At 47.3% G+C, this 26,215-nt stretch carries 30 protein-coding genes; 25 read left to right on the top strand and 5 right to left on the bottom strand.

Annotation, left to right across the window (positions count from 1 at the left end; genetic code table 11):
• Positions 1-17 precede the first annotated feature (17 nt).
• From A7975_RS06795 to A7975_RS06780, 4 genes are all read right to left on the bottom strand, one after another.
• Positions 18-1,208 carry a Ger(x)C family spore germination protein gene (locus tag A7975_RS06795; RefSeq protein ID WP_082198007.1) on the bottom strand — a complete coding sequence of 397 codons (1,191 nt, stop codon included), beginning with the start codon at positions 1,206-1,208 and terminating at the stop codon, positions 18-20.
• 5 nt (positions 1,209-1,213) lie between these two features.
• Positions 1,214-2,320 (bottom strand): GerAB/ArcD/ProY family transporter, encoded by a 1,107-nt coding sequence (locus A7975_RS06790; RefSeq protein ID WP_065384569.1) that lies wholly within the window; start codon positions 2,318-2,320, stop codon positions 1,214-1,216.
• A gap of 28 nt (positions 2,321-2,348) precedes the next feature.
• Positions 2,349-3,881: a spore germination protein gene (locus tag A7975_RS06785; protein WP_065384852.1), complete on the bottom strand. Its 1,533-nt coding sequence runs from the start codon at positions 3,879-3,881 to the stop codon at positions 2,349-2,351.
• Positions 3,882-4,037: 156 nt separating this feature from the next.
• Positions 4,038-4,910, bottom strand: a complete 873-nt coding sequence (locus A7975_RS06780; RefSeq protein ID WP_065384568.1) for an AraC family transcriptional regulator — start codon at positions 4,908-4,910, stop codon at positions 4,038-4,040.
• A 138-nt stretch (positions 4,911-5,048) separates the two neighbouring features.
• On the opposite strand from A7975_RS06780, the gene A7975_RS06775 reads away from it, so the two are divergent.
• From A7975_RS06775 to A7975_RS06715, 13 genes are all read left to right on the top strand, one after another.
• Positions 5,049-6,494 carry a HEAT repeat domain-containing protein gene (locus tag A7975_RS06775; protein ID WP_065384567.1) on the top strand — a complete coding sequence of 482 codons (1,446 nt, stop codon included), beginning with the start codon at positions 5,049-5,051 and terminating at the stop codon, positions 6,492-6,494.
• A 344-nt stretch (positions 6,495-6,838) separates the two neighbouring features.
• Complete coding sequence (locus tag A7975_RS06770; protein WP_053376385.1) at positions 6,839-7,435, top strand: RNA polymerase sigma factor; 597 nt, start codon at positions 6,839-6,841, stop codon at positions 7,433-7,435.
• Positions 7,432-8,034, top strand: a complete 603-nt coding sequence (locus A7975_RS06765) for an anti-sigma factor (protein WP_053376384.1) — start codon at positions 7,432-7,434, stop codon at positions 8,032-8,034. Before A7975_RS06770 ends, A7975_RS06765 begins: the two co-directional genes overlap by 4 nt.
• A 71-nt stretch (positions 8,035-8,105) precedes the next feature.
• Complete coding sequence (locus A7975_RS06760; RefSeq protein ID WP_065384566.1) at positions 8,106-8,684, top strand: histidine phosphatase family protein; 579 nt, start codon at positions 8,106-8,108, stop codon at positions 8,682-8,684.
• 198 nt (positions 8,685-8,882) lie between these two features.
• Positions 8,883-10,058 (top strand): hypothetical protein, encoded by a 1,176-nt coding sequence (locus A7975_RS06755; protein ID WP_065384565.1) that lies wholly within the window; start codon positions 8,883-8,885, stop codon positions 10,056-10,058.
• A gap of 106 nt (positions 10,059-10,164) precedes the next feature.
• Positions 10,165-10,671 carry a gamma carbonic anhydrase family protein gene (locus tag A7975_RS06750; RefSeq protein WP_065384564.1) on the top strand — a complete coding sequence of 169 codons (507 nt, stop codon included), beginning with the start codon at positions 10,165-10,167 and terminating at the stop codon, positions 10,669-10,671.
• 22 nt (positions 10,672-10,693) lie between these two features.
• Positions 10,694-10,876 carry an IDEAL domain-containing protein gene (locus tag A7975_RS06745; protein ID WP_065384563.1) on the top strand — a complete coding sequence of 61 codons (183 nt, stop codon included), beginning with the start codon at positions 10,694-10,696 and terminating at the stop codon, positions 10,874-10,876.
• A 196-nt stretch (positions 10,877-11,072) separates the two neighbouring features.
• Entirely contained in the window at positions 11,073-11,495 is a 423-nt protein-coding gene (locus A7975_RS06740; RefSeq protein WP_065384562.1) for a DUF2487 family protein, read from the top strand.
• 241 nt (positions 11,496-11,736) lie between these two features.
• Positions 11,737-12,267 (top strand): Rieske (2Fe-2S) protein, encoded by a 531-nt coding sequence (locus A7975_RS06735; RefSeq protein ID WP_053376378.1) that lies wholly within the window; start codon positions 11,737-11,739, stop codon positions 12,265-12,267.
• Between the two features lie 16 nt (positions 12,268-12,283).
• Positions 12,284-12,955 carry a menaquinol-cytochrome c reductase cytochrome b subunit gene (qcrB, locus tag A7975_RS06730; RefSeq protein WP_053376377.1) on the top strand — a complete coding sequence of 224 codons (672 nt, stop codon included), beginning with the start codon at positions 12,284-12,286 and terminating at the stop codon, positions 12,953-12,955.
• A gap of 18 nt (positions 12,956-12,973) precedes the next feature.
• A complete protein-coding gene (locus A7975_RS06725) occupies positions 12,974-13,849 on the top strand; it encodes a menaquinol-cytochrome c reductase cytochrome b/c subunit (protein WP_053376376.1) in 876 nt (291 codons plus the stop codon).
• Between the two features lie 90 nt (positions 13,850-13,939).
• A complete protein-coding gene (locus A7975_RS06720; RefSeq protein ID WP_065384561.1) occupies positions 13,940-14,569 on the top strand; it encodes a DUF1405 domain-containing protein in 630 nt (209 codons plus the stop codon).
• A gap of 42 nt (positions 14,570-14,611) precedes the next feature.
• A complete protein-coding gene (locus A7975_RS06715) occupies positions 14,612-15,484 on the top strand; it encodes a sporulation protein YpjB (RefSeq protein WP_053376374.1) in 873 nt (290 codons plus the stop codon).
• A gap of 5 nt (positions 15,485-15,489) precedes the next feature.
• Here A7975_RS06715 and A7975_RS06710 read toward each other — a convergent pair whose 3' ends face one another.
• Positions 15,490-16,344, bottom strand: coding sequence for a YitT family protein (locus A7975_RS06710; RefSeq protein ID WP_065384560.1), 855 nt, complete (start codon positions 16,342-16,344; stop codon positions 15,490-15,492).
• Positions 16,345-16,497: 153 nt separating this feature from the next.
• Here A7975_RS06710 and A7975_RS06705 point away from each other — a divergent pair, with 153 nt between their 5' ends.
• From A7975_RS06705 to A7975_RS06650, 12 genes are all read left to right on the top strand, one after another.
• Positions 16,498-16,833, top strand: coding sequence for a nucleotide pyrophosphohydrolase (locus A7975_RS06705; RefSeq protein WP_053376372.1), 336 nt, complete (start codon positions 16,498-16,500; stop codon positions 16,831-16,833).
• A 54-nt stretch (positions 16,834-16,887) separates the two neighbouring features.
• The gene (locus A7975_RS06700) at positions 16,888-17,433 is read left to right on the top strand and encodes a tetratricopeptide repeat protein (protein WP_053376371.1); all 546 of its coding nucleotides are present in this window, start codon (positions 16,888-16,890) and stop codon (positions 17,431-17,433) included.
• Positions 17,434-17,438: 5 nt separating this feature from the next.
• Positions 17,439-18,245, top strand: coding sequence for a 4-hydroxy-tetrahydrodipicolinate reductase (gene dapB, locus A7975_RS06695; protein ID WP_065384559.1), 807 nt, complete (start codon positions 17,439-17,441; stop codon positions 18,243-18,245).
• Between the two features lie 29 nt (positions 18,246-18,274).
• The gene (locus A7975_RS06690) at positions 18,275-18,697 is read left to right on the top strand and encodes a methylglyoxal synthase (protein WP_053376369.1); all 423 of its coding nucleotides are present in this window, start codon (positions 18,275-18,277) and stop codon (positions 18,695-18,697) included.
• Positions 18,694-19,392 carry a bacillithiol biosynthesis deacetylase BshB1 gene (bshB1, locus tag A7975_RS06685; protein WP_053376368.1) on the top strand — a complete coding sequence of 233 codons (699 nt, stop codon included), beginning with the start codon at positions 18,694-18,696 and terminating at the stop codon, positions 19,390-19,392. Before A7975_RS06690 ends, bshB1 begins: the two co-directional genes overlap by 4 nt.
• A gap of 64 nt (positions 19,393-19,456) precedes the next feature.
• Positions 19,457-20,620 carry an N-acetyl-alpha-D-glucosaminyl L-malate synthase BshA gene (bshA, locus tag A7975_RS06680; RefSeq protein ID WP_065384558.1) on the top strand — a complete coding sequence of 388 codons (1,164 nt, stop codon included), beginning with the start codon at positions 19,457-19,459 and terminating at the stop codon, positions 20,618-20,620.
• 28 nt (positions 20,621-20,648) lie between these two features.
• Positions 20,649-21,929, top strand: a complete 1,281-nt coding sequence (locus A7975_RS06675; RefSeq protein WP_082198003.1) for a CCA tRNA nucleotidyltransferase — start codon at positions 20,649-20,651, stop codon at positions 21,927-21,929.
• Between the two features lie 54 nt (positions 21,930-21,983).
• Entirely contained in the window at positions 21,984-22,958 is a 975-nt protein-coding gene (locus tag A7975_RS06670) for a biotin--[acetyl-CoA-carboxylase] ligase (RefSeq protein WP_065384556.1), read from the top strand.
• 256 nt (positions 22,959-23,214) lie between these two features.
• On the top strand, positions 23,215-24,129 hold the full coding sequence (gene panB / locus A7975_RS06665) for a 3-methyl-2-oxobutanoate hydroxymethyltransferase (protein WP_065384555.1): 915 nt from the start codon (positions 23,215-23,217) through the stop codon (positions 24,127-24,129).
• Positions 24,126-25,076 (top strand): pantoate--beta-alanine ligase, encoded by a 951-nt coding sequence (panC, locus tag A7975_RS06660; protein ID WP_065384554.1) that lies wholly within the window; start codon positions 24,126-24,128, stop codon positions 25,074-25,076. Before panB ends, panC begins: the two co-directional genes overlap by 4 nt.
• A complete protein-coding gene (gene panD, locus A7975_RS06655) occupies positions 25,003-25,386 on the top strand; it encodes an aspartate 1-decarboxylase (protein WP_053376363.1) in 384 nt (127 codons plus the stop codon). The genes panC and panD overlap by 74 nt, the downstream gene beginning before the upstream one ends.
• A 122-nt stretch (positions 25,387-25,508) precedes the next feature.
• The gene (locus A7975_RS06650) at positions 25,509-26,210 is read left to right on the top strand and encodes a tetratricopeptide repeat protein (protein ID WP_053376362.1); all 702 of its coding nucleotides are present in this window, start codon (positions 25,509-25,511) and stop codon (positions 26,208-26,210) included.
• Positions 26,211-26,215: the final 5 nt, after the last annotated feature.

The raw sequence follows: 26,215 nt of genomic DNA, 5'->3' as shown, positions 1-26,215 counted from the left end.
TAGCTGCCTTATTTGCATTAGCTTTTCTTTTTTTTCAATTGAAGCGGTTCTCCTAGTTGACCTGTTTTTCTAATGATAATATCCGAGACGACTTCAATCTTCGCACGAGCAAAAGTTTGCTGCCAATTTTTTTGCATCGTTTTCCAGCGCTTCGGATACTTTCTATGTACAAATTCGCCGAATCCGAAAACATCAGCTTTTATTTTTTGCGCTTTTTGAACCGCATTCTGCGCCTCTTTTTCCACATCTTTGTTTAATGCTTTTTGCAGATACATAATATTGTCTGACTTCGCAAGATCCAGCTTCGTGTTATTTTCAAGAATGTTGCCATTGCCAGATAAACGAATATTGATTGTCACATTATCCCCTTTTAAATCAACCGTCACCTTGCTTTTTAATTGCCTTGAATCAACGGACATGTTGCCGTGTTCTTCCGGAACATCTGGCGTCAAAGAGAGATCTTTAATGTTGCCCATGATCCAATGCCGCATCGCGTTGGTTTTGGCGTCCAAATAACCGATTAATTTCAACTGCTCGTCAAAAGCGGCAATTCCGGCAAAAATAATCGTCGATTCATTTGCTTTGTTTTTTTTATTTTCCTTCTCTACGTTTTTCAAAACTTGAAGCACGGGCAGAACAGGGGTGCTGCCTTCGGAGGAAGCGGCAATCAAAAAATCCCGCAATGCGGTTTCGGCTCCAATTACGAGATGAGAGTGTATTTTGAAAATACCTAATACAGGAATCCGTTCAAACGGATATTGTTGTTTAAGGATATCATTAGCAGTACCCCCCTTTACGATGAACATATCGGTACGCAATCGCACGATGATATAACGCGAATACTCGTCAATGACTTTTGCAATGCCATGCTTGGCCAGATCCTCGCCAATCAAGATTGATCTTCGATGTCCGGCAAACAAAGAGCGAGACAGCCTCAAATCCATATCGTCAGCGGCAGAACGGATATTTTTCCCTTTTCCTACAGAGGTAACGAACGAGCTGGTCTTGCCGGCTCCCCCTCCTTGCTCCGCGCTGAATTGGGAGGTAGTCGCAAGCTGGGCTGTAGCATGGTACATGCCTGCTTTGTAGTCCATTCCCCATCCTAACAGGATAGCTCGGTCATTAAGCTCCTTGCGATCCCAGCAGCCGGTTAAAGTGATCAAAGAAATGCAGAGGAGCAGCTTGGCGCATCGCATGACTTGTCTCAAACGGTTCAACCTCCTTCTTTGGCTGTTTTTTTGCGGAAAAAGCTCACTACGAGCAGAAGTAAAGGAATGGCGAAAGCGGTGATAGGAAAATCGAGCGGGATACGGTACATACTTGGGTAGTCAATGGAAGATTGATCCACATTTTTGAAAGAGACGGAAACAACGAAGCCAACGATGACAACAAACCAGATCACGTTCTTCCAATTTTTCATGCCGAGCCATTGCGCCGTACCGTAGCTTGCCGCGAACACATACAGTGCTAATTTTATAAACACACTGAAAAACCAAATGATTACGACGTAAGCGTCGACATTTTGAATAAACTCCATGGTGGAGATGAAACCGGTCATGACAAAAAAGGGATACCTCATCCCTACAGCCAATTGATCAAACGAGATAACGACAGCGATCGTAATGAGCCATATCAGCATAAAAGCGACGAGTGAGCCTCTCATGGCTTTAGACATCGCTGCTTTTGGTTTAGACATAAACGGGATTAACATCGTTAAAATGGTGGACTCAGCAAAAAAACTCATGGGAGGCAGCGATCCCTTCCATATATCCGATGGTTTGTTATCTACTAAAATGGGAAGAATTTTATGCCAATCCATGTATTTTAGCGATAGCAGAAACACGATAATGACCGTCATGATCAGGAGAGGACCGATTACTTCCGCGCATCTTGCGATGCTTTCAATACCTCTAGTGATCGTCACGTAGACAAGAAGAGCGATGGTCATGATGATCAAGACCCAAAACGGGGTTCTGTCAAACAGCATCAAATGTAAAAAATCCGAGCATTGCCTTAATATAGCCCCTATTATGGAATACCATTTGATGAGGTAAGGGATGATTATGATGCTGCCGAGCCATTTGCCGAGTATGCTTCGGCTAAATTCAATCAGAGTCATTTTCGGATAACGCATGCACAGTTTGACACTCATCCAAGTGACGAGCAAGGATACGATTCCAGCTAGAATAACGGAGATCCATGCGTCTTGCATGGCGTGTCTGATTACAGGCGTGATGCTAAGCAGCAGGCACATTCCCGTTTGCATCGTGAAGATTAACCAAAAAAGCTGGTTTCCTGATATGCTCATCTTCCTCATCATTATTCCTCCTCTCAAGTGGTGAGAAACATCAATCTTCGTCTTGATTCGTCTTCTTATTAGGCATCGGACTGGATGAAAGCCGCTCTTTGTTCACTCCTGTGAACGCCGGACGCTTGTGCATAGTCCAGCGAGGCGCACGAAAGAGCACATCTTTTAGATCGCTGTTGTATCTTGGAGCAATCGGGGAGAAGTACGGCACGCCATAGGAATTCAGGTTCACAAGATGGATAAGGATGAAGAGAATGCCAAATGCAATCCCGAAAAACCCCATCATTCCGGAGAGGATCAGCAGCGGGAAACGCAGCAAACGGAATGAGGTCCCGAAGTTATAACGCGGAATGGTAAACGAAGCAATGCCGGTTGCCGCTACAACGATAACCATGGGAGCCGAGACGATGCCAGCTTGTACAGCAGCCTGCCCGATAACTAGCGCACCCACTATGCTGACTGCCGAACCGGCTGCTCTCGGCAGCCTCACTCCTGCCTCCCGCAATGCCTCGAACGTAAATTCCATAATAAACGCTTCAATAACGGCTGGAAATGGACTTGGCTCCCTTGCTACCGCTATGCTGAGCAGCAAATTCGTCGGCATCAGCTGCGGATGATAGGAAATGATCGCTACATAGACGGATGGCAATAACAGCGAAATGATTAACAGAACATACCGAATCCACCTAATCGCCGACGAATAGAAAAAACGCTCATAGTAATCATCAGCGGATTGCAGTGATACCCAGAACGTCATTGGTACGATAAGCGTATAGGGTGAACCATCCTCCATAATGGCAACTTTGCCTTCCAGCAGTGCAGCGGCTGTTACATCGGGCCGCTCTGTATTTTGTACCTGCGGAAATGGGGAGTAGGGGGAATCTTCAATAAACTCTTCGAGATACCCCGATCCGAGAATGGCATCGATTTTGATTTGGCCTAACCTTTTTCGAACCTCGTCTATGACCGTTTCCTCAGCGATTCCTTCTATGTAAGCAATCGAGACGATCGTTTGGGATAGCTCTCCAATTACCATCGATTCAAATTTCAGTCTGGGAGATTGGATTTTTCTGCGAACAAGGCTTGTATTCACGCGCAAGGTTTCTATGAATCCTTCTCTTGGTCCGCGCAGCGTCACTTCCGAGGTAGGCTCTTGTATGGCACGTTTCTCATAGGATGGTATTTCCACAATCAAAGCGTTTGCTTCCCCATCTATCAGTATGGCAGCATTGCCTTTCAAGACGGCTTTAATTACGTCGTCTGTTGAAGCTGAAGATTGGGTTGAGGCGATCGCAGCCGCTTCCTTTTTGATTTGCTCAGCTAAATTTCCTTGCAGTTTATCTTGAAACAAATGAGGCTTTTGGACGATGCTTTCTAGCGTTGCGGTGTCAATTAGTCCATCTACATATATGATCATTAATTTCAGCTGTTCCTCGATCTGGATAGGGCGAAATAAAATGTCGGAGCAGTTATGAAATACATCTCTAAAAAGAGTCTCGTTTTCACGAATACTTGGAGTCAATTGTTCAGCTGGTCTATCGTATTCCAATTGTGTCGCAGGCTGAGAGGTCATTTTATTTTGTTTATTCTTAAAGAAACGGATAATGGCAATCTTCCTTCTCTCCAAAGAAATGTATTCATTTTCCTTGGTATTATTGATTTAAATCGGCTTAATTATGCAAAATGGCTCACAGTCCCAGCGAGGTTGTGCTGTCTCGGCATCCAGTCTTTAATTTTTGAATTGCTCGGATGAGCGGTAACCTCTTGGCGACTGGCCGGTCTGTTTATGAAAGAGCCTTGAAAAGTAATGAACGGAGCTGAAATGATACTTGTCGGAGATCTCCGTGATGCTGAGATTCGTATGTAGCAGATCCTCCACCGCGCGGCCAATTCGAAATCTATTCATATATTGGACAGGGGAATACCCGGTTGTTTTTTTGAAAAGCTCAAAAAAATGGCCGCGGCTCATGTTAAGGTCCCCGTAATAATACGCCGGCGGATAGTTCAGCCCCCGCAACAGATTTTGTTCCATTCGATCAAGCAGCCGTCCGATTCGGGGGTCAGGAATATGGGATTCCTTCAGCATGACCGTTAAGAAGTAATCGATAAAGGCTTGAAAATTTCTTTGGGTCGTCAAGCTGCGCATAAACGTTTTCTCATTTGTAAATTCCCCTGATTTATAAAAGCTCTGAAAATGATCAATCCATGGGCGTGTGGCGTCCACATGAATGATTTCAGGAATGGAATAGGGGAAGGCAGGTCCGACAAGCGCATGCTGAAGCTGGTTTGGCTGATAGCAGATTGGGGCAGCCCAATCGGAAATGCATTGACGCTCCACGTAATGCCAATCGAAGTAACAACAGATGTGCACCATAGGCTGCTGCTTGTCCGCGAGCCATTCGTGATGCTGGCCGGCAGGGATATGAATGAGTGATCCGGGGCCTGTCTCATACTCTCGACCGTTTGTTTTCAGAATACCGAAGCCTTCGCTTATTAAATAAATGGAGCTGGAATAACAAATCCGCGGGAAGCTGGACTGCTCTTTGGCAAAAGGGTAGCGGGTCGCGTAATAAACGTAAGGGTGGAATCCAGAAAAAGACATGCTTGTATCCTCCGTTATTCATTTGAATGGAATTAATCCGTCGATTGTGCAAATAAATGACAGCCTGCTAAATACTTCTTAAGGCTAATGAAATACATTAAATACTGTAGTTACAAGATAAATTAAGGAGTGTTCATAATGCAACAACATTTGAAATTGCTGACTGATGAACAAATTATACAATTCATAACCCAAGGCTATCTAGTGCTGAACAATGAGCTTCCAAATGAGCTGCATCTGAAGGTGATGAGCCGGATTCATGAGGTGCTGCAGGAGGAAGGCAATCCTGGAAACAACATTTTGCCAAGAGTGCCCGACATTCAGAAGTTTTTTGATACGCCAGTCGTGAAGGGGGCGCTAACAGGCATACTTGGACCTGACTATTATCTGCATCCGCATCGCCATTGCCATTACAACCAGCCTGCCAATCAGAACCCTGGAGGCGGGAATTGGCATAAGGATGGTTACTGGAGCGCCATGCGCAGCCACCGGCCTTGGTGGGCGATGATTTTTTATTACACGCAGGCTATTACGGAGGAGCTTGGTCCAACCGCGATTATGCCAGGCTCACAATATAATGAAGCGTACCCCGGAGACGACAAGCCGTTTATGCTGCCAACAGGTCCTGCCGGCACAATGGTGCTAGTACACTTTGATCTATGGCATAAAGCTTCGCTTAATACGTCCAATATGGATCGTTACATGCTGAAATTCCAATTTGCAAGGCTGAGTGCGCCTACGGCCCCAAGCTGGGATCATCAGAAGGAAGCGTTCCAGCTTCCGGATGGAATGTCCGAAGCACGCCTGCCAGTGTGGCAGAGCATTTGGGATTGGATGAGGGGGCAAGCGGAGCCGGAAGGCACGGATCAATCCATCGATATCGAGCGATTGGCAAGCTTGGCACAATCACAAAACGAAGATGCTGCATTAAATTCGGCATATGCGTTAGCGCGTGCAGGAGCAGAAGGCATCAGCAAATTGCATGCGATTATTAGCACTGGCACATATGAAGCAGCCAAACGAGCAACCTATGCGATTTTGACAGCTGGAGAGCAGGCCATTAACGGGTTAATTGACTTGCTTGAGCATGAGGATGGAGAGAAGCGCTCGTTAGCATGCTCAGCAATAGGGATGATTGGCGCTCCAACGGATGAGGCGCTTCGTGAGCTTATCCAGTCGTTATCGGACGAAAACGAGTCTGTTCGCCGTCATGCGGCAGAAGCGCTGGGCATGATCGCAGAGCCTTCCGAACAAGCTGTAGCAGCGCTAACACGCACGCTCGAGGAAGCGGTGGCAAAAGAGCGGGAAGAACGGGCAGGCCATCCCGAGACTGATCAGAGCTATATTCGAAATAAGATCGGTTATGCGGCTGCACTCTCGCTGCTGCGAGTCGGAAGATATGGAAATGTCAGCGAAGTAATATCGGCACTAAACAAGGCGCTGGACAGTTCGGATCGATATGTTCGGGCGTATGCATTTGAAGCATTAACGTTTTTGAGAACGGAGGAGGCAGTGGACGTCCTGCTGCGTTATTACCGGTCAGCCCGTTGGTGCCCGGATACGAATAAAGCAAGCACTTTTTAAAAGGCTAAGAAGCGGCTAAACCAGTTATTAATACTTTCAAAAGAAATGAGCGCTTAGGATTTGTATCTAAGGCTCATTTTGTTTTGCATATAGGCATACAAAGGTCAAATCCAGATTATACATTTTAAGGGTGCCGATTCGGAAAATCATTTTCATTTTGTAAAAATATTGTATTTTATCCTTTTGTCGAAAGAAGCAGGAATTTGCCTCTGCGACACGAATAATATGTATACTCGTATTTTAAGAATTTTTTATGATAAAGACCGCAACTTTTCGTTCCCCGGCCGGTACAATGTAGTATGGCGGTCCGGGAATAATCCGCAGGTGGAGGAGGTTCGCCTGTCATGACTGATTCCCAATTAATACGTGAGATAAAGGATGGCAATGTCGAGCTGTACTCCGAGCTTATGCGGCGCTATCAACGTAAAATATTAGCTTTTATATATCATATGCTCAAGAGTGCGAAGCTGGAGCTGCTGGCTGAGGATTTGTGCTCCGAAACCTTTTATAAAGCATATCGCAGCCTTCATTCGTTTCGCGAGCTGGATGCTTCTTTTTCGACATGGCTGTATACGATAGCCCGGAATACGGTGCTCAGTGAGCTTCGCAAACAAAAATCAGCGCATGTCTCGCTCGATGAATCCGGATTCGAGCCTGTTGCTGCGCTTGATGCGGTTCCGGAGCAGCATGTGCTGCGGAATGAACGGATGGCGATGGTACGCGAAGCGATCAACAATCTGCCAGAGAAACAGCGCTCAGCACTTATTCTTCGGGAATATGACCAGCTGGACTATCAAGAGATCGCTAATATTTTGGGGCAAACGGTCAGTTCTGTTAAATCACTGCTTTTCCGAGCGAGAGCAAGCGTAAAGACGCAGCTGGAGCCATATTTCGGACAAACGCCGCTGATGGAAGAATACGAAGGGATGAATACGAGATGAATTGCAACGATGCGCAAGACAAATTCGGCGAATATTGGGATTTATCTGAGCATGATGAGGATCGGATAGCGATAGACGCTCATCTGCAGGAGTGCACGGCTTGTGCGGAACAGTTCCGTCTATGGGAAGAGAGCGAGGATATGATCCGTTTTCTTTCCGAGGAGGAGGATACCTTTGGTCCAACAGAGCATGTTAATCGCAGTGTAATGGATCGCATCTATGCGGAGGAATCCTGGTTAATGCCGGTTCCGCACAAAAGCTATCAGTTCTCCAAGTCGTTTCGCCGAAATCTTGCGCTAATCATTGCCGCTTGCATGGCTATGTTTGCGAGTGCGTTTTTTGTATTCATATTTGATAACCAGGGGGGTCCCACACAAGCGGAAGTAGCCGAGTTAAGCGGATTGATGGATACGGCTAATGCTTCCGGCGATGGAGTGGTGACGGCTGGATTTTATGCTGAGGTTCCGGTTGCCAGCATCAGCGATCCGTTTGTTCTAAAGGTTATGCCAGCCTTTCCGCAATATTATGTTGCTTTGTCGTTGCTCGGTATCATTATGACGCTGCTTATTTTGAATTGGCTGTCACGAACGCGAAGCTAACGCTGTTTTATCGTAAAGCTCCTTAGGGAGCTTTTTGTTGTATCTATCATGAAAGGGAGCTGGATGCAGACTTGTTGATTGGATTAGTGCGCCACGGAAAAACAGATTGGAATGCCGAAGGGAAAATTCAAGGTCAGACCGATATTCCGCTTAATATCGAGGGAATCGCACAAGCTAAAGCATTAGCTGAACGGTTAAGCGGTGAAGAACGGATTTGGGATGCTGTCGTTTCAAGCGATCTGTTGCGCGCATACGCGACAGCGCAAATCATAGCGGAGAAGCTGGAGCTGCCTATGCTGGATAGTGACCCGCGCCTTAGAGAGCGTTACTTTGGCGAGGTTGAAGGAACGAAGGAGCAGGAGCGGCATGCCCGCTGGGGCAAAGAATGGCGAAGCGTTGCCGAGGGTGTCGAGCCGGATGCTGACGTTAGAGCACGGGGGATAAGCGCGCTTAAGCAATGGCAGCTTGAGTACCCAGACCGCAACTTGCTCGTTGTATCGCATGGCAGCTTTTTGGCTCAATTGCTGGCGGAGCTTTGTTCGGAGCTTGAGGATCAGCATCTATCGAACCTTTCTTACTCCATCTTGGAGCATAGGGACCAGAGATGGCATCCGCAGCTATATAATTGTACGATACATTTAAATCCGTAAAAACATCGAGCAAAGAGTTCTGCCTTCATGCGTATGAAGCCAGGACTCTTTTTTTTGCGCAAACTCCTTGCAAGCTAGGTTATAAAAAGATAGATACTTTCCCATAATGGTATTAACAGACGCTTATCCATTACACAGTACGCTTACGAAGCGGGCCACTAGCAGCTGAAAAGCGGCTTTTGCAGAAAGGAGAGAGCTATGAATTTATCGGATATGCTAGGTTATGCAGACATCCAACAGCTTAGCAGAATTGCAGATGTATACCGTTGCGAGTGCAACGGACATTCGAAAAATGATTTGATACAGTCCATTCTCTCTACCGTAAGTCGGAATGATGTCTTTGAAGCGCAAATAAGCAGCATGAAGCTGGAGGATTTACGCTTCCTGAATTCCTTGCTGTTCGAAGCGCGAAATTCCTTTAGTTTGGAGGACTTAATCGCTCGTGTGCAGCAAAGCAGATTCGGGGATGAAGCTGTAAAACCGGAGCCAGAGCCGCCTAAAAAGTCAAAAAGAGCCAAAAAACAGACAGAGGCAGCCGATAAGCCGCTTAGTCCTAGGGAAATGATCGCAAAATTTAAGCATCAGGGCTGGTTGTTTAACGGATTCAGCGGTCCGAGCAGGTATTTGTTTCAGGTGCCGATCGATATGAAAGCTCGCTTTCGGAACACGCTTGCCAAACGGTTTGCCGCAGATCTGCAATACACCGACGAACCTCCAGTTTATCGCGATGAGCAGATGCTCATTCAAGAGGACATTACACATTTGCTTCATTACATACGCCACAACGAGGTGCAGGTAACGGCTGACGGCTCGATGTACAAAAGGTTCACTCTGCAGCTGCTTGATCAGTTTGGTGTCCAAGAAGAGCTTCCCGCCAAAGGGGCATGGCGTTTTGGTTATGGCCGGCACTTCAATCAATATCCGAATCGGTTGTCGTTCATCTACGATTATTGCTATTACGCCAAGTTTATTAGCGAGAATCAAACGGTACTGTCGGTCACCGCTGCCGGCGAGGAGCGCATCCTTAGCAAGCCTGCTGGCGAAGCGGAGCAAATCTATCGGTTCTGGCTCAAGCTCTATAAAGGACCGATCACACATTTGTTATCGCTCGTACACTGGATCCATGCATTGGCCGGCGAATGGGTTACGGTCGAATCGCTGAGAAGCGTGCTCGTTCCGTTCATTAAGCCTTACTACTATGACGATGCAAATACGATCTTAGAGCAGCGCGTAATGACGATGATGGTTCATTTGGGGCTGCTGCGGCTTGGCGAGCATCCCGTGTATGGGGCGGTTGTCAGAATGACGAAGGCAGGCCAAGCCATCGTGTCAGGCGTCAGCATAGACGAAACTCCACCTATTGCGCTGCGATAACTTTAATTATCCGCTCTTGGTGTACAATCAAATATAAGTTAGAGTTAAAGGAATAAGCTCAGCATTCAACCTATATTTGAGTATCAGAAGGAGCGGATAAAAAAAGATGTTGATTCCCTACAAAGGTGTAATGCCAAAAATTCATGAAGATGTGTACATAGCAGAAGGCGTTAAAATTATTGGAGATGTAACGATAGCTGAGAAAAGCACGGTTTGGTTTAATGCGGTTCTGCGCGGAGATCTTGCGCCTATACAGATCGGTCACAGCTGCAACGTTCAGGATGGCGTAGTCGGTCACTTAAATACAAATCAACCATTAATACTAGATAACGAGGTGTCTATTGGCCACGCCGTAATTATACACGGCTGCACGATAGGCAGAGGCACATTAATTGGAATGGGGGCAATCGTACTTAACGGCGCAGACATTGGTGAATATGCTTTAATAGGAGCCGGTTCGATTGTTACAGAGAATAAAAAAATACCACCCTATACTCTATCTATCGGTTCACCCGCCAAAGTCGTAAGAGAATTGACAGAGGATGATTTGCTGCGCATGAGAAAGACGATGGAGAGCTACGTGACAAAAGGAATAGAATATAGGATCTCTTAACGCCGGTTTGGAGGTGTATCCTATGGACAAAATGAAAGTAGCGTATGAAGCGATGCTCGGTTTGGCCGCAGAATTCGTCTTAGACGAAGCGGTATTGAAATTTCAAACCAATCAAATTTATACGGCAATAGACAAAGCACTGGCCGCAGGTGACGAGGATACGTTTTACCGTCTCGCGAAACAGTTGAATGCTCTCAAAAAATAGCGTTCGTCGCCCTAGACTGCTCTATGTCGATAGATCGCAAGAAGCTTTTCTGATTGAAGCGGACGCATGCGTCCGCTTTAAGTGCAGGAAAGCTTTTTTTCTGAACATAGCAATTGGCAATCGGTAGAAATGGAGTTAACATAGAAACAGTCATGTTGGTGAATGCTGTTAATATGTTAAGGAGTGAGCGCAAGGGATGAAGTTTAGTGAAATATCAAAGGAGCAGTGGGAGGAGCTTAGTCCTTATTTGGACACCTGCCTGCTGCCGATAACCGGAATGGTTGAGCCTATGCAGCCTTACGAGGCGACGGCGTGGCTGGAGCGGCTAAGGGACTTGCTCGATTTAATTGAGATACCGTTTAAAGGGAGAGTCGTTACTTATCCGGCTTGGCATTACATTTATGGTAAGGACAATTTTGCTGCGCATGTGGAGCGGTGGTGCGCTTCGGTGAAGCAGGCTGGCTTTCGTTACGTCATCGTAGTTACGCCGGACAAAGAATTGAAACTCAAGTGCCCTTCCGTCGATTTATGGTTGCAGCCGACAGAGGAAGACGCCCTGCCTCTTCAAACCGAGGTATCGAATCAAATTCGCGCGCTTTGGAGTGGACAAGCTACATAAACTTCTTGAATTTGCCGTATAATATGATCAAAATTTGGGGAAAACAAATGCCAGACAAGGTCAAATGTGACAAAATGATAACAAATTATTGAACGGTAATTTGATAAACGTTCAAATATGAAGCCATATTCTTGACGCTCCCAAGCACCTAGGCTATTATAAGTTATGTCCTAGTTCGTCATGTGTTTTTGCCCTGCGGCAAGACGCGAGATATGGTTGGCAAAGGGGGTTAGAACAGAAGATGAGTAACCATGAACAACACGAGACCGCGCATCGACCGGTTCAGCGCAAAGAAATGTCCCGGCGTCAATTTTTGTCATATACGCTCGGCGGCACAACTGCATTTATGATGGGTGGCGCGGTATTGCCAATGGTTCGTTTTGCAGTGGACCCACTCCTTGAAAAGAAGGGTGAGGGCACTTACGTAAAAGTTGTGGAAGAGAGCAAAATTACGAACGAACCACAAGAATTTAAATTTAAAATTCATCAGATCGACGGTTGGTACGTAAGTGATCCTGAGCTTGCAGCTTGGATTTCAAAGGATGCTAATGGTAAGATTTTTGCGCTTTCGCCAGTTTGTAAGCACTTGGGCTGTACAATTGGCTGGAACACAAAGGGTAAAAATGAATACGATTGTCCTTGTCACGACGCGCGCTACACGAAAGACGGCAAAAACCTAGCGGTTGCACCAAATCCATTGGATGAGTACGAAGTGAAGCTTGAAGGCGGATTCGTTTATTTGGGTCCAGTAATGCCGAATACAAGAACGTAAGGAGGGCGTATTTCAGATGTTTAAAAGTGTATACAACTGGATCGACGAACGTCTTGACATTACGCCGCTATGGAGAGATGTAGCTGACCATGAAGTGCCTGAGCACGTCAACCCAGCACACCATTTCTCTGCGTTCGTTTATTGTTTCGGCGGCTTGACGTTTTTCATCACAGTCATTCAAATCTTGTCCGGTATGTTCTTGACGATGTATTATGTTCCGGACATCATTAACGCTTATGCGAGCGTTGATTACCTGCAGCATAAGGTTGCATTCGGACAAATCGTTCGAGGCATGCACCATTTTGGGGCAAGCTTAGTTATTGTAATGATGTTCCTACATACCCTTCGAGTGTTTTTTACCGGTTCTTACAAGGCGCCGCGCGAAATGAACTGGGTTGTCGGAATGCTGATCTTCTTCATCATGTTAGGCCTAGGGTTTACAGGCTACCTGCTTCCTTGGGATAACAAAGCTTACTACGCAACAAAAGTTGGTGTCCAAATTGCTGAATCCGTACCGGTAATCGGACCATATCTCGCTTCCTTCCTATACGGGGGCGATATCGTAGGCGCGCAAACGCTGACTCGTTTCTTCGCGATCCATGTATTCTTCTTGCCTGGCGCTTTGATCGCGATGTTGGCAGCGCACTTTATCATGATTCGGAAACAAGGTATTTCGGGACCACTTTAAGCGAAGGGAGGCTTACTTATGGCGCATGGTCATAATTCGAATGAGAAGGTTGTCTTTGTAGGCGACTCGCGTGTTAAGAAGAGCAACCATCCGAACATCCCACCGGACTACACGTCATTCCCAGGTAAATCGGAAGCGTTTATTCCGAACTTCCTGCTTAAGGAATGGATGGTAGGCTGCGTTGTGTTAGTCGGCTTTCTAGTATGGGTTATCGCTGAGCCGGCTCCACTTGGCTATCCAGCAGATCCAACGAATGCGGCTTTCATACCGATGCCGGACTGGTATTTCTTGTTCTTGTATCAATTTTTGAAATACCCATACGTATCGCAAGATTACATCTTGCTTGGTACTGTAGGTATTCCAGCCATTATGTTCGGCGCATTGCTGTTAGCACCGTTTTTGGACACTGGCAAGGAGCGCCGCTTCTACCGTCGTCCGATTGCATCCTCTCTAATGGGGCTAACGCTAATCGCATGCGTATACTTAACAGTAGTTTCTTGGGACCACTACCAGCATCAGCTGGAGATCAATGGTCAAGTTCCAGAGCATATTGAACGTGAAGAGAAGGCGCGCGAAGCTGCGGAAGCAGGTAAAGAGCGTCCAAACTACACGAAACCAACCGTTGAAGCATCTCTTGTTGATGCGAATGATCCAGCAATGGACATCGCTAAGCAAGCAGCATGCGTAGGCTGTCATGCCGCTGATCTTAAAGGTCAAGGGAATGCACCAAGCTTAGTCGGCGTTGGCGATAGACTATCTAAAGAGCAGCTCGTTGAAACGGTTACGAATGGTCGTGGCAATGGCGCGATGCCTGCATTTAAAGATTCGTTGTCTGCCGAAGAAATAGACCAGCTAACGACTTGGCTGTCTAAGCAAAAAGCAGCAACTGAATAAATTGTTTGAAAAAACCTGATCGGATTATACGGTCAGGTTTTTTTCTCGAATATAACATTTTAGCTTATGTCGAAGGAGTAGTGGTTCAACATGCTCAGTTATTTCTGGAGCCGCGAATTTTTGCTTAGCCGGCCATTTTTATGGCTCCTTTTTATCGTCAATTTGGGCGGGACGGTGTATGGTTACATCTGGTATGAAAGCCAGCTTGTCGCTACGCTTGAAACTCATCCGCTATGGCAAATTGTGTTTGTACCCGATTCCCCGACGGCAAGCTTGTTTTTCACTATTGCTCTCCTTTATTTTTTGTTTCCGCCACGAAAGTCCTACGGCCTTGTTAAAGTTGGCCGCAGTATAATAGAAGCATTAGCAGTCGTATGCTCCGTAAAATACGGGATTTGGGCCGTTTCGATGATCGTGGCAGGGGCTTGGCAGGGCGCGGAGCTTCACTGGCAGCATTATATGCTTATTGCTTCCCATCTGGGCATGGCATTCGAGGCGTTGCTTTTTTTTCGATTTATGAAAGCGGGAGTCGTTGCTCTGATCGCGGCTACTTGCTGGCTGCTACTGAATGATACGGTTGACTATACGTTTGGAATATACCCGTACCTGGCGGATGAATTAAATGATGATCTTTCGGCAGTGCGTGCTTTTACATATGGTTTGTCCTTCTTCAGCTTAGGGGCTGCTTTGCTCGTGTGGCGATTTAGAAAGAAGGTATAACAGTGGACATCCCCTCATAGATTGATCTATGGGGGGATGTCCATGAAGATACGATTTATAATTCCATTCGTCATATGTATCGTCATGACGATCGGTTATGCCGGTTCTGTATGGGGAAATAGTGCGCCGCTAAGCCAGTATGCGCCTTTGTTATCGTCAAGCCCATATAAGCAACTACAGCGATTGGATGATATGGCAAGCTCATTATATGAAGCAGCTAATACGAATAATCGCCAGACAAGCTATCAGTACGTCCAGCAGCTGCAGCGGGTTATTGAAGGCGGGCTTAGGCAAACAATGGGAAATGAAGAGGGCTGGTCGGCAATGGCGCAGGATGCAAGAACGATTGAGCATACGTTGGTAAGCGGTGCTGGCAGCTCAAGCTGGTTGATGGAGGCAGCTCGCATTAAATTGGCTGCAGATGCGCTAATTCGACCCGAGCATGCCTTATGGCTGCAATACGAGAGCGTCATGCTGGATGATCTATCACGTGTAGAGAAAGCATGGAAACGTCAGACGGGTGATGGGGCGATTGCGGCAAGGGCTTCAATGACGGGCCTGCAGGAGCATGCAAAGCGGATAGAGCCGGCCATTCGGATGCTGTACGGCGGCATGCTTGAGGCTGAACTTACCGAACGGATTCTCTATACGAATAAGCTGCTCGAAGCCAATGTACATAATATTACGAATGATGCTATGATTGACCGCTCCTTGAAGGCGTTAAAGGAATCGCTCGTACGCTTGTTTGATCAGAGTGGGCGAGAAAATTCTTTGCCGGCTGTTGCAGCTATTCCAACCTCAAATCCGCTTAGCTGGACGCTTTTCTTAGGTGCGCTTATATCCGCCATTCTTACCTATTCGGGCTGGAGAAAATATAAAGCAAATCCATTTGGCGTAAAGCCGATTACGAAGTAGAGCGGTTATTCTTCTTTAAAACCTTCGCCAAGCACATCATGCACTTCATTAATGACGATAAAAGCTTTGGGGTCGATATTGCGGACGATCGTTTTCAGCCGGCGTATTTCTTGCCGCTGGACGACGCAATAGACGACCTCTTTTTGTTGTCCGGAGAAAGCGCCTTTTGCGGGGATAAGGGTGACGCCGCGTTCAAGCTCAAGCGATATTTGATCGGAGATCGCTTCGCCATGCTCGGATATGATCGAAAAAGATTTGGCTGCATAGGCGCCATCCTGAATGAAGTCTATCAGCTTTGAGGCAATAAACACCGTCACAAGGGTGTAAAGCACCTTTTCAATCGTAATATAAAACAAAGAAATTCCGATGATGAAGGCATCAAATGAAAGGATAATTTGTCCCATGCTCATTCCCTTTGAACGAGAAACGATGCGCGCGATAATGTCTACGCCTCCGGTTGTTCCGCCAAATCGAAATACGATGCCGAGTCCTGTCCCAAGGGATACGCCGGCATAGAGAGCTACGAGCATATAGTCGTTGGTGCCGTGGAACGGGATGACCCATTCGCGGTCAATCAGCTGTTCCATAAGCGCAAGGAAGCAGGATAAGGATATAACGCCAATAAGCGTATACAACATTTGCCCGCGTCCAAGCGCCTTCCAGCCCAGAAAGAACAAGGGGATGTTGAGTACTAATGTAGAGATGGATAGCGGGAGTCCAGCAGCATAGTTGAGTAAGACGGCGATGCCTGTAACACCCCCCTCCATAAGCTGGTTTGGAATGACAAAATAGTGCAGCCCAAACGCATAGATAGCAGTGCCGATCATGATGGGAATAATCAACCGCAATTGCTGTAGCATATTTGGCAACCCCGTTCAGTTTCTATTTTCGAATGGCTAACAATGACTTACATGTAGTATGGCTAAATATCATCAATCAAAAAACATTGATTTTAAATAGGCCTTTACGTTAACATAGTGAAGTATAGCTATCGACAGAAAGGAAATGTTTCGATGTCGGAAAAAACATTGTCAGATATTCAGCGAGAAGTAGATGATTACATTTCTCAATTTAAAGAAGGCTACTTCAGCCCGCTTGCCCTGATGGCCAGAATGTCAGAGGAAGTAGGGGAGCTTGCTCGCGAAGTGAACCACTTCTATGGAGAAAAGCCCAAAAAAGCGGATGAGGCGGATAATTCCGTTGAAATGGAGCTTGGCGATATTTTATTTATTCTTTCTTGTTTTGCGAATTCGCTCAATATTGATTTAACGGAAGCGCATAATAAAGTCATGCATAAGTTTACAACTCGTGATGCGAATCGGTGGACGAAGAAAATAACCGAACTGTAAACAAGCTCCTAACATATGCTGTACCATCAACCTGTGTACAAGGAGGATGGGCGGATGGATGGAGAGAGCTGCATCAAAAAAGCTTATGAATTCATCTTTAACAGCGATTTCGAGCAAGCGATATATTGGTTCGAGCAGGCGATCGAAGCCGAACCGGAAAATGCATTTTATTATCACACATGCGCCGTGTCATGCGCTCGCAGCGGCAAATGGGCGAAAGCGAAGCAGCATGCGGAGTCAGCTTTAAGGCTGGATCCTGAGCATGCGGAATACAAATATCATTTACAAACCGTTGAAGCTAGGATACTGCTGGCTGAAGCGGACCTTTTGCTAGCGAAGGTACCGCCGAAGCTTGTCGAAGCAGCAGAGCTGCTGGATCGTGCGAGCTCGCTAGACCCGCTTAGCTTTGATGCATTTTATACGCTTGGAGTGATATACGCTGCCCTTAATCAATACGATAAGGCTGCCAGTAACGCAAGGGAAGCGATGCGGCTTGATCCAAGCCATTCAGCAGCGAGAAGATTGTTTGCCGACGTGAACCGAAAGCGACGCATGCAGCACTTGCGCATAAACGTACGAAAAAGAAAAAGGAACAGGTGATAAGCATGACGACACAAAAAATACGAGTGGCAGTAGCTGGCGCAAGCGGAAGAATGGGGCGCGAGGTTGTCAAAATGGTGCTGGAGGACGAGACGCTTCAATTGGTTGCGGCCGTCGCTCCTTCAGCGGGTCCTGTTGACGCTGGCTTGTTTGCCGGTAAAGCAAATACAGGAGTCATTGTTAGCGCTACGCTTGAAGAGGCGCTCAGCAGCTCGAATGCCGATGTGCTGGTCGATTTTACAGTGCCCCAGGTAGCCTATAGCAACACCAAAACATCGATTGGGTTTGGCGTGCGTCCCATAATCGGGACAACCGGATTTACGCCGGAACAGATCGAGGAGCTGGACGAGCTTTGCCAAGAAAAAGGGATTGGCGGCCTTATAGCGCCAAACTTCTCAATCGGAGCTATTTTGATGATGAAATTTGCGGCTGAGGCTTCAAAATATTTGCCGCATGTGGAAATTATCGAATATCACGGCGATCAAAAGCTGGATGCGCCGTCAGGCACTTCGATCAAGACCGCTGAGTTGATCTCGCAGGTTCGCAAGGAATTGCGCCAAGGCAATCCAAATGAGGAAGAGGTAATAGAAGGCGCTCGCGGCGGCTATTACAACGGATTCCGCATACATAGCGTGAGACTTCCAGGCGTATTTGCACAGCAGGAGGTCGTATTCGGAGGCAACGGCCAGACGCTTAAGATTCGTCATGATTCCTATGACCGCGCAGGATATATGCCAGGTGTCAATGTAGCCGTGAAGAAGGTTATGACATACAGCGGTTTAATTTACGGCTTCGAACATATCATGGACTAGGTATTTCGTCACCAGGAGAGGGGAACGGCATGTTAAACATAGCATTTATCGCGCATGATCGAAAAAAAGAGGAAATCGTAAATTTTGTAATCGCATATGAGAAGGTTTTTGTTCCGCATAAGCTGTATTCGACAGGTACGACAGGCACGCGTATTATGGAGCAAACCAACTTGTCCATCCATCGGTTCATGTCGGGCCCGCTAGGCGGCGACCAACAAATTGGAGCGCTAGTGGCTCAAAATGAGATGGATTTAATTATTTTTTTGCGCGACCCTCTGATGGCTCAGCCTCATGAGCCCGACATTATTGCATTGCTTCGTTTATGCGATGTTCAGGGAATTCCGGTTGCGACCAATATTGCGACTGCTGAATTGCTCGTAAAGGCGCTTGAGCGCGGAGACTTCGCATGGCGGGAGCTTGTCCATAAATATAAACCGGGTGTTGCCGAATGACCGAATCGCTAGATATTCTCGTTTTTGGCGCACATGCTGACGATGCCGAGATTGGAATGGGCGGTACGATCGCGAAGCATGTGCAAGCCGGCTTCAAAGTCGGCGTCTGTGATTTGACTGAGGCTGAGATGTCGTCAAACGGCACGGTGGAGCTGCGAAAGCAGGAAGCGGCTGAGGCTTCTAAGGTGCTTGGGCTTAGTATGCGTTCCAATCTTGGACTGCCTGACCGGGGGCTAGAGCCTACAAGAAATCAGATTGAGCAAATTGTATCTGAAATTCGTACATTTAAGCCGCGCATCATTTTTGCACCATATTGGGTAGACCGTCATCCCGATCATGTGGCAACAAGCCAATTGATTGAAGAGGCTGTGTTTAATGCCAAGCTTCGAAGGTATATGCCGGAGCTGCCTGCGGTGCAAGTGTCGCAGCTTATTTATTATTATATAAATGACGTTGATCAAGTGTCCTTGATCGTTGATATTAGTGATTTCCATGAGACGAAGCGTAACGCGCTTTTGGCTTATCGTTCGCAATTTGATGCAGCGGCAGCCGGATCAGACCGTGTGGCAACACCGCTCACGAACCGTTATGTAGAGCGAGTGGAAGCGCGTGATTCGCTGCTTGGACAAGCAAGAGGCTGGTCGTATGCGGAGGGCTTTGCTTTAAAGCGCCCACACGCCGTACAATTTTTTTGACAAATCGTACAGCTCTTGTGTAATACAATAGTTATACGTGACGAACACAGGAGGCGCGACAACAGTGGCGAGAAAATTAAAGATTGGCATAACCTGTTACCCAACCTTGGGCGGATCGGGAGTCGTGGCTACTGAGCTTGGTAAGCTGCTGGCAGAACGCGGCCATGAAATTCATTTTATAACGCACAGTATTCCTTTTCGGTTGGGACACTTTAATAAAAATATTTTTTTCCATGAAGTAGAGGTCAATGATTATTATGTGTTCCGCTATCCGCCGTATGATTTAGCTTTGGCGAGCAAAATGGCGCAGGTAGCCAAAATGCAGCAGCTTGATCTGCTCCATGTACATTATGCGGTACCCCATGCGGTTTGTGCTTATTTGGCGAAGCAGATGAACGGGGATGGACTTAAAACGGTGACGACGCTTCACGGTACCGATATTACGGTGCTGGCGCAGGATGAATCGTTAAAGAACCTGATCCGTCTTGCCATCCACCAAAGCGATGCCGTTACGGCCGTATCCAAGGATCTAATCAATGAAACGAGGCAGCTGCTTGATATCACCACACCTATTGACTTAACTTATAATTTTGTCGATAAGCGTGTGTATTACCCAAGGGATGTCGTATCGCTTCGAGCGGATTACGCGGCGCCGAACGAGAAAATCTTGATGCATATATCCAACTTCCGCCCCGTAAAACGTGTTGGCGATGTGGTTGATATTTTTGCACGCGTATCAGAGAAGGTGCCTTCTAAGCTCTTGCTCGTGGGCGAAGGGCCAGAGCTTTCCAAGATCCAGTGCCGGATCAGGCAGCTTGGTCTTGAGGATCGCGTTCATTTCCTTGGCAAGCAGGAGGATGTCGCACAGGTCATCTCGATGGCGGATGTGCTGCTGCTTCCTTCGGAGAAGGAAAGCTTCGGCTTAGTGGCGCTTGAGGCGATGGCCTGCGGCGTTCCGACTGTCGGATCGGATGCAGGGGGCATTCCCGAGCTGATTACGCACGGTGAGACAGGATTCTTGTCGCCAATAGGCGATGTAGAGGACATGGCGAAAAACGTTGAACGGCTCCTTACAAATGAGAAGCTGCACGAGCAGTTTAAACAAGCCTGCATATTCAGAGCTAGAAATGAGTTCTGCAATGACGTAATAACGACGCAATATGAGGAAATTTATTATCGGGTGCTTGGCATCGAGGCAGACTTGCCGATTGCCGTCTGCAGCGATTAAGAGGTAGCTGCTGCCAAGAAAGGTGAGTATGATGCGGCTTTCGTTTCCTGAACCGATTTTATCCGCATTGCCCATCGTTCAGCGGCTTCGAGAACATCATTTCGAAGCCGTCTTTGTGGGCGGCGCAGTGCGGGATTCATTATTAGGCTTGCCAATCAAGGATGTCGATATTGCAACTTCAGCCCGTCCGGAGCAGGTGCTAGAGCTTTTTGAGCGCTGCATACCGACGGGTTTGCAACATGGCACGATTACGGTCATCCATGAAGACGTCACCTATGAGGTTACGACGTTTAGACAGGAATCCGCTTATGAAGCCCATCGTAAACCGGAGAGCGTGCTCTATATAACGGAACTTGACGGAGATCTGCTTAGGCGGGATTTCACGATGAACGCCATGGCGCTTGCCGAGGACGGCGAGCTATATGATCCATATGGCGGCATGCATGATTTGCAAAATAAGACGATTCGCTCTGTAGGCGACCCTGAAGCGCGCTTTCAAGAGGATGCGCTGCGGATGATGAGAGCTGTCCGTTTCATTGGCGTTTATCAGTTGGTCCCTGCATTTCGCACGTGGAGAGCGATTATCCGCCATCGGGAATTGCTTGAATTTATCGCAATGGAACGTGTACAGGTAGAGCTAGACAAAATGCTTGCCGGCGCAGATCCGCAGAGAGCGCTTCGGTATGTTGCGGCAAGCGAATTGCTGTTTCATTTGAAGGAGCCTTTTCCGGACGAAGCGGCTATATCGATGAAAGAAGCTTACCAGAGCGGCAAAGCAAGAAATCTCTTTAGCTTGCTGCATGAGGTGGAGTCAATCGATGGACGCTGGGCCGCGATTGCTATTGCGCTTAGGATTTCAAGTGATGCTGCTAAGCAAGCGCTTCAAGTTCTTCGATTTTCCAATTCGCGCAGCAAGTTTATTTTAACGATAATAGAAATCCATAAATGTATGGAAATAAGGTCGAAGCAAGCCGATATAAATGAGCTGCATGCGTTCTGGCTGGATATCATCATCCGATTTGGAAAGCTTGAAGCTGGCGAGTGGCTCGTGATCATGCGTAAGGTTCATGCAGCGCCGGAGATCTTCTCAAGCGACCTTCTAAACCGTTTGAACGGTTGGCTTGAAGATATTCCTGTCACTTCGCTAAAACAGCTTAAAATAAGCGGTAGAGATTTAACGAGCCATATGCAAAAAGATGCGGGACCTTGGGTAAAAGAGTTTCTTGGACGGTTGCTCCAAATGGTAGCATTGGGAGAGTTGGAAAATCAAAAGGAAACGCTTCTTAAGCAAGCATCACAGTGGAAATAAGCAGGAGGACTGGGAACTCAGTCCTTCTTCGCTTTTAGTTTAGGAGGGATTGGAATGAATCATGAGCCCTTGCTTCGCTTGTTTGAGGACAGGCCAGGTGAATACATATCGGGAGAAAGCATGAGCCAAGAGCTCGGCGTTAGCCGGACTGCGATCTGGAAGCAAATCCGCAAGCTGGAAGCAGCAGGCTATCATTTTGAAGCGTCTAGAAGGCTCGGCTACCGGTTGCTTAGCGTTCCGGACAACCTTGCTGTCGAAGAGCTGACAAGCCGCTTGAATACAAGCGCTTTTGGCAAGACGATTCATTATTTTGAAACGGTGGAATCTACGCAAAATCTCGCTCGCGCAGCAGCAGAAGAAGGCGCTGCGGAAGGTACGTTATTTCTAGCGGAGCAGCAGGTCAGCGGACGCGGCCGGATGGGGCGCAACTGGGTATCGCCACGCGGCAAGGGCGTTTGGATGAGTATGGTGATGCGTCCATCCGTGCCGATTCATTTTGCGCCGCAGCTTACGTTATTGACGGCTGTCGCGTTATGCAGAAGCTTGAAGCGGGTTACTTCTTTGCCTATCGGCATCAAATGGCCAAATGACCTGCTCATCGGCGGGAAAAAAATAAGCGGAATATTGCTTGAATCAGCTGCTGAGGATGAACGTTTGCGTTATGTAATTGCAGGCATCGGCATTAGCGTAAATTTAGAAGAAGCCGACTATCCCGTGGAATTGCTGGAGAAGGCAACTTCCCTTCGCATCAGCGCGGAGCAAAAATGGGTGCGGGAGGATATTATCGCCGAGTTTCTGAAGGAATGGGAACAGCTTTATTTCCTTTACCAAGAGCAAGGGTTTAGTCCGATCATTACGCTCTGGGAAGCGTTGTCGGTATCGCTTGGCAAGACTGCAAGGCTTATAACGCCTCAAGGTGATATTACGGGTATTCCTATCGGGCTTGATGAGAGCGGGGCGATCCGAATTCAGCTTGCGGACGGAACGGTGAAGCCTGTTTTCTCCGCAGAAATGGGCGAACCTCTATAGCGCGTTTCAAGCCGTTTACGGATTGCAGAAAGTTTGGTAAACTAGTGTTATCGGGCGGTATTCTAACGGAAGCTGCACTGATGACGAACAAAAAATATGTAAATGGTTGGGAATGCACACTCTGCTCTGAGCCGTAGGGACCGAGACAGAAGGAAGCACAACAAGCAAACGTTTCCTTTTCAGTTTGGGGACCTTTTTAGCAGCGGCTAAAAGGTTTTTTTGTGTTTATCCTATCATTGAAAAGGGGATGAAGCTGATGAGGAAACGACTGACGATTACGAATATGAAGAAGATGAAGCAGGACCGCAATGCGATTTCCGTATTGACAGCTTATGATTATCCTTCAGCCAAGCTTGCTGAAGAAGCTGGAATTGATGTTATACTGGTCGGCGATTCACTCGGGAATGTCGTGCTGGGTTATGACACGACGATACCCGTAACGATCGACGATATCGTTTATCATACAAGAGCGGTTGCTAGGGGTGCCCAGCATACGTTCATCGTTGCCGATATGCCGTTTATGACCTATGGCATCGGCCGCGAATCCACGCTGCGCAATGCAGCGAAGATTATGCAAGAAGGCGGCGCCCAAGCGGTAAAGCTTGAAGGCGGCGAAGAGATCGCTTCTGATGTTGCGGCGCTTGTGAAAGCAGGCATACCGGTAATGGGGCATATCGGGCTTACCCCGCAATCGGTTCATCAGCTTGGCGGCTATAAGGTGCAAGGCAAGCTGGATTCGGAAGCTCAGCAGTTGATCAAAGACGCGAAGGCATTGGAGGAAGCAGGCGCTTTCAGTATTGTTATCGAGCTTGTGCCCGAGTCGCTTGCCACGATGATCAGCGATGTTCTTACGATACCGATTATCGGCATCGGCGCAGGCCGCGGCTGTGATGGGCAGGTGCTCGTTTACCATGATATTTTGCAATATTCATCACCTTACTTTGAGAAAAAATTCGTGAAAACCTATGCGGATATCGGAACGACGATTAGAAATGCCATTCAATCTTATGTCGACGAAGTAAAAACGGGCGTTTTCCCTGCAGAGGAGCATGTTTTCTCCGCTCAGCCGGCAGCAGCTATTCCTTCGTTGTACGGCAGTGCTGATTCGAATGCGGCAAAGAATGAACAAGCGGATAAAAGCGAGCCAAAAAAGGAGGTTCCTCTGCCATGATCATCTGCCGGACGAAAGCGGAGCTCAAAGAGCAGTTGTCGAACCTCCGCCAAGCAAATAAAAAAGTTGGACTTGTTCCGACGATGGGTTATTTGCATGAGGGCCATGCCTCGCTGCTGCGCCAAGCGCGCTCAGAATGTGAGGTTGCCGTTCTTAGCATCTTCGTAAATCCGCTGCAATTCGGGCCAAACGAAGATTTGGATCGTTATCCGCGCGATGAGAAGCGGGACTTGGCGCTGGCTGAAGAATGCGGAACCGATATCGTCTTTATCCCTTCCGTTGAGGAAATGTATCCGAGCAAGCCGCTTACGATGGTCATCGTCAATCAGGTTACCGATCGTTTATGCGGCGCATCGAGACCCGGCCATTTTGATGGCGTTGGAACGGTTGTCAGTAAATTGTTTCATCTGGTCGCGCCGGACCGCGCTTATTTCGGCATGAAGGATGCGCAGCAGGTGGCGGTTATTGAGCAAATGGTCCATGATCTTAACTTCCCTGTGCAAATTGTTCCATGCCCAATCGTACGCGAGCCGGATGGGCTTGCACTTAGCTCTAGAAACGTATATCTTAACGCCGAGCAGCGCGGACAGGCCGTCATTTTATCAAAAACGCTCCAGCAAGCCTCTGAATGGGCGGAGGAGCCGGAAATGACCGTTGAGCGCCTTCAAGCGAAGGTTAAAGTCGAGCTGAGCAAAGCAAGCGAAGCGGTGATCGATTATGTAGAATTGCTGCATTACCCATCCTTGCAGGCACCGGAAGCGATAGCTCTAATTCAATCCATTAAACAACCGTTAATATTGGCGCTTGCCGTAAAATTTGGTACTACGCGTCTTATCGATAATCAATTAATACAAGCAGCGGAGGTGAATGAGCATGTTCAGAACGATGATGAAGTCAAAGCTGCACCGGGCAACCGTCACGGAAGCGAACCTGAACTATGTAGGTAGCATTACCATTGACGAGAACTTGATGGATGCGGCAAACATTTGGGAGAACGAAAAGGTTCAAATCGTAAACAACAACAATGGAGCGCGCTTTGAAACCTATGTCATTACAGGCGAGCGAGGCTCAGGCGTCATTTGCTTAAATGGTGCAGCGGCAAGGCAAGTACAGCCAGGCGATCAGGTTATTATTATTTCATACGCAATGATGACGGACGAAGAGGCAAAGCAGCACAAACCAATCGTTACGATCCTAGATGCCAACAATCGCCCGCTGCAAATGTTGAATGAAGAGCTTCACGCGACTATCCTGTAACTTGCGAATCGGATACGTTAATCCCTGCGTTATGTAACGAATGGGACACCGTATGAAAAGCGCCGTTAAAACAAAAAATGAACATAACACTCCTTAATTCTTTGGCGAAGGCGGGATGCGGTATGTTCCAGCATATGTTTTCATCCATGAACGACATGCTTGATCAAATTATTGAACAGTATGAGGGTGCAGGCGCACAGGAAAAGCAGCAATTCGAAGAACAAATGAATGAATTAAAAAAAGTTAGCGATACGTTTATTGCGCAGTGGCTTGAATTCGAGGAGAAGTTTGCTGAGTTCAAGGATCAGCAAGGCGAGTTAGCCACAGCTGCAAAGCCTCAACTGGTCGCACCCGTGCATGGCGAGGCTGCAGCATCTGCAATACCATGCAATTCAGCTGATTTAGAAATACCAGACGAGCTTGCGTCGATTATTTCCAAAGGTCAAGGCTATTATAAGTTATTTATGTTTTCGCAAGCAGCGGTACAATTTCAAACGGCTATTATACAATCGCCGGAATGTAACTTGGCTAGACTGTTTTTGGGCATGACTCATATGCATCTCCAAAATTGGAATGAAGCGCAGCGGCATTTTCAACTGTTGATTGCGTTGACGGACTTTCCCAAATGGCTCGCTATGGGCTATAATGCGCTAGGGTGCATTCAAGCGGTGCGCATGAATTTGGCGCAAGCGGAGCTGTTATTCAAAAAGGCTTACGAGGTCTGCCCAAGCTTCAAGGATCCGCTCAACAATTTGAAGTCATGCCAGGAAACACCCAAGCAATTATCGTTATATTTCGGAAGCACGGAGCTGTGCTGTTTGTGAGAGGA

The organism is Bacillus sp. FJAT-26390, from assembly GCF_001682865.1.
Taxonomy (GTDB): domain Bacteria; phylum Bacillota; class Bacilli; order Paenibacillales; family Paenibacillaceae; genus Pristimantibacillus.
Note: the sequence above shows the minus strand (reverse complement) of the source record. Positions and strands in the feature narration are given on the sequence as shown.

Excerpts from the sequence above, each read along its gene's own strand:
- A7975_RS06790 (WP_065384569.1), bottom strand. The coding sequence starts at position 2,320 with ATGATGAGGAAGATGAGCATATCAGGAAACCAGCTTTTTTGGTTAATC.
- A7975_RS06785 (WP_065384852.1), bottom strand. The coding sequence starts at position 3,881 with ATGACCTCTCAGCCTGCGACACAATTGGAATACGATAGACCAGCTGAA.
- A7975_RS06780 (WP_065384568.1), bottom strand. The coding sequence starts at position 4,910 with ATGTCTTTTTCTGGATTCCACCCTTACGTTTATTACGCGACCCGCTAC.
- A7975_RS06775 (WP_065384567.1), top strand. The coding sequence starts at position 5,049 with ATGCAACAACATTTGAAATTGCTGACTGATGAACAAATTATACAATTC.
- A7975_RS06770 (WP_053376385.1), top strand. The coding sequence starts at position 6,839 with ATGACTGATTCCCAATTAATACGTGAGATAAAGGATGGCAATGTCGAG.
- A7975_RS06765 (WP_053376384.1), top strand. The coding sequence starts at position 7,432 with ATGAATTGCAACGATGCGCAAGACAAATTCGGCGAATATTGGGATTTA.
- A7975_RS06755 (WP_065384565.1), top strand. The coding sequence starts at position 8,883 with ATGAATTTATCGGATATGCTAGGTTATGCAGACATCCAACAGCTTAGC.
- A7975_RS06750 (WP_065384564.1), top strand. The coding sequence starts at position 10,165 with ATGTTGATTCCCTACAAAGGTGTAATGCCAAAAATTCATGAAGATGTG.
- A7975_RS06745 (WP_065384563.1), top strand. The coding sequence starts at position 10,694 with ATGGACAAAATGAAAGTAGCGTATGAAGCGATGCTCGGTTTGGCCGCA.
- A7975_RS06740 (WP_065384562.1), top strand. The coding sequence starts at position 11,073 with ATGAAGTTTAGTGAAATATCAAAGGAGCAGTGGGAGGAGCTTAGTCCT.
- A7975_RS06735 (WP_053376378.1), top strand. The coding sequence starts at position 11,737 with ATGAGTAACCATGAACAACACGAGACCGCGCATCGACCGGTTCAGCGC.
- qcrB (WP_053376377.1), top strand. The coding sequence starts at position 12,284 with ATGTTTAAAAGTGTATACAACTGGATCGACGAACGTCTTGACATTACG.
- A7975_RS06725 (WP_053376376.1), top strand. The coding sequence starts at position 12,974 with ATGGCGCATGGTCATAATTCGAATGAGAAGGTTGTCTTTGTAGGCGAC.
- A7975_RS06720 (WP_065384561.1), top strand. The coding sequence starts at position 13,940 with ATGCTCAGTTATTTCTGGAGCCGCGAATTTTTGCTTAGCCGGCCATTT.
- A7975_RS06715 (WP_053376374.1), top strand. The coding sequence starts at position 14,612 with ATGAAGATACGATTTATAATTCCATTCGTCATATGTATCGTCATGACG.
- A7975_RS06710 (WP_065384560.1), bottom strand. The coding sequence starts at position 16,344 with ATGCTACAGCAATTGCGGTTGATTATTCCCATCATGATCGGCACTGCT.
- A7975_RS06705 (WP_053376372.1), top strand. The coding sequence starts at position 16,498 with ATGTCGGAAAAAACATTGTCAGATATTCAGCGAGAAGTAGATGATTAC.
- A7975_RS06700 (WP_053376371.1), top strand. The coding sequence starts at position 16,888 with ATGGATGGAGAGAGCTGCATCAAAAAAGCTTATGAATTCATCTTTAAC.
- dapB (WP_065384559.1), top strand. The coding sequence starts at position 17,439 with ATGACGACACAAAAAATACGAGTGGCAGTAGCTGGCGCAAGCGGAAGA.
- A7975_RS06690 (WP_053376369.1), top strand. The coding sequence starts at position 18,275 with ATGTTAAACATAGCATTTATCGCGCATGATCGAAAAAAAGAGGAAATC.
- bshB1 (WP_053376368.1), top strand. The coding sequence starts at position 18,694 with ATGACCGAATCGCTAGATATTCTCGTTTTTGGCGCACATGCTGACGAT.
- A7975_RS06675 (WP_082198003.1), top strand. The coding sequence starts at position 20,649 with ATGATGCGGCTTTCGTTTCCTGAACCGATTTTATCCGCATTGCCCATC.
- A7975_RS06670 (WP_065384556.1), top strand. The coding sequence starts at position 21,984 with ATGAATCATGAGCCCTTGCTTCGCTTGTTTGAGGACAGGCCAGGTGAA.
- panB (WP_065384555.1), top strand. The coding sequence starts at position 23,215 with ATGAGGAAACGACTGACGATTACGAATATGAAGAAGATGAAGCAGGAC.
- panC (WP_065384554.1), top strand. The coding sequence starts at position 24,126 with ATGATCATCTGCCGGACGAAAGCGGAGCTCAAAGAGCAGTTGTCGAAC.
- panD (WP_053376363.1), top strand. The coding sequence starts at position 25,003 with ATGTTCAGAACGATGATGAAGTCAAAGCTGCACCGGGCAACCGTCACG.
- A7975_RS06650 (WP_053376362.1), top strand. The coding sequence starts at position 25,509 with ATGTTCCAGCATATGTTTTCATCCATGAACGACATGCTTGATCAAATT.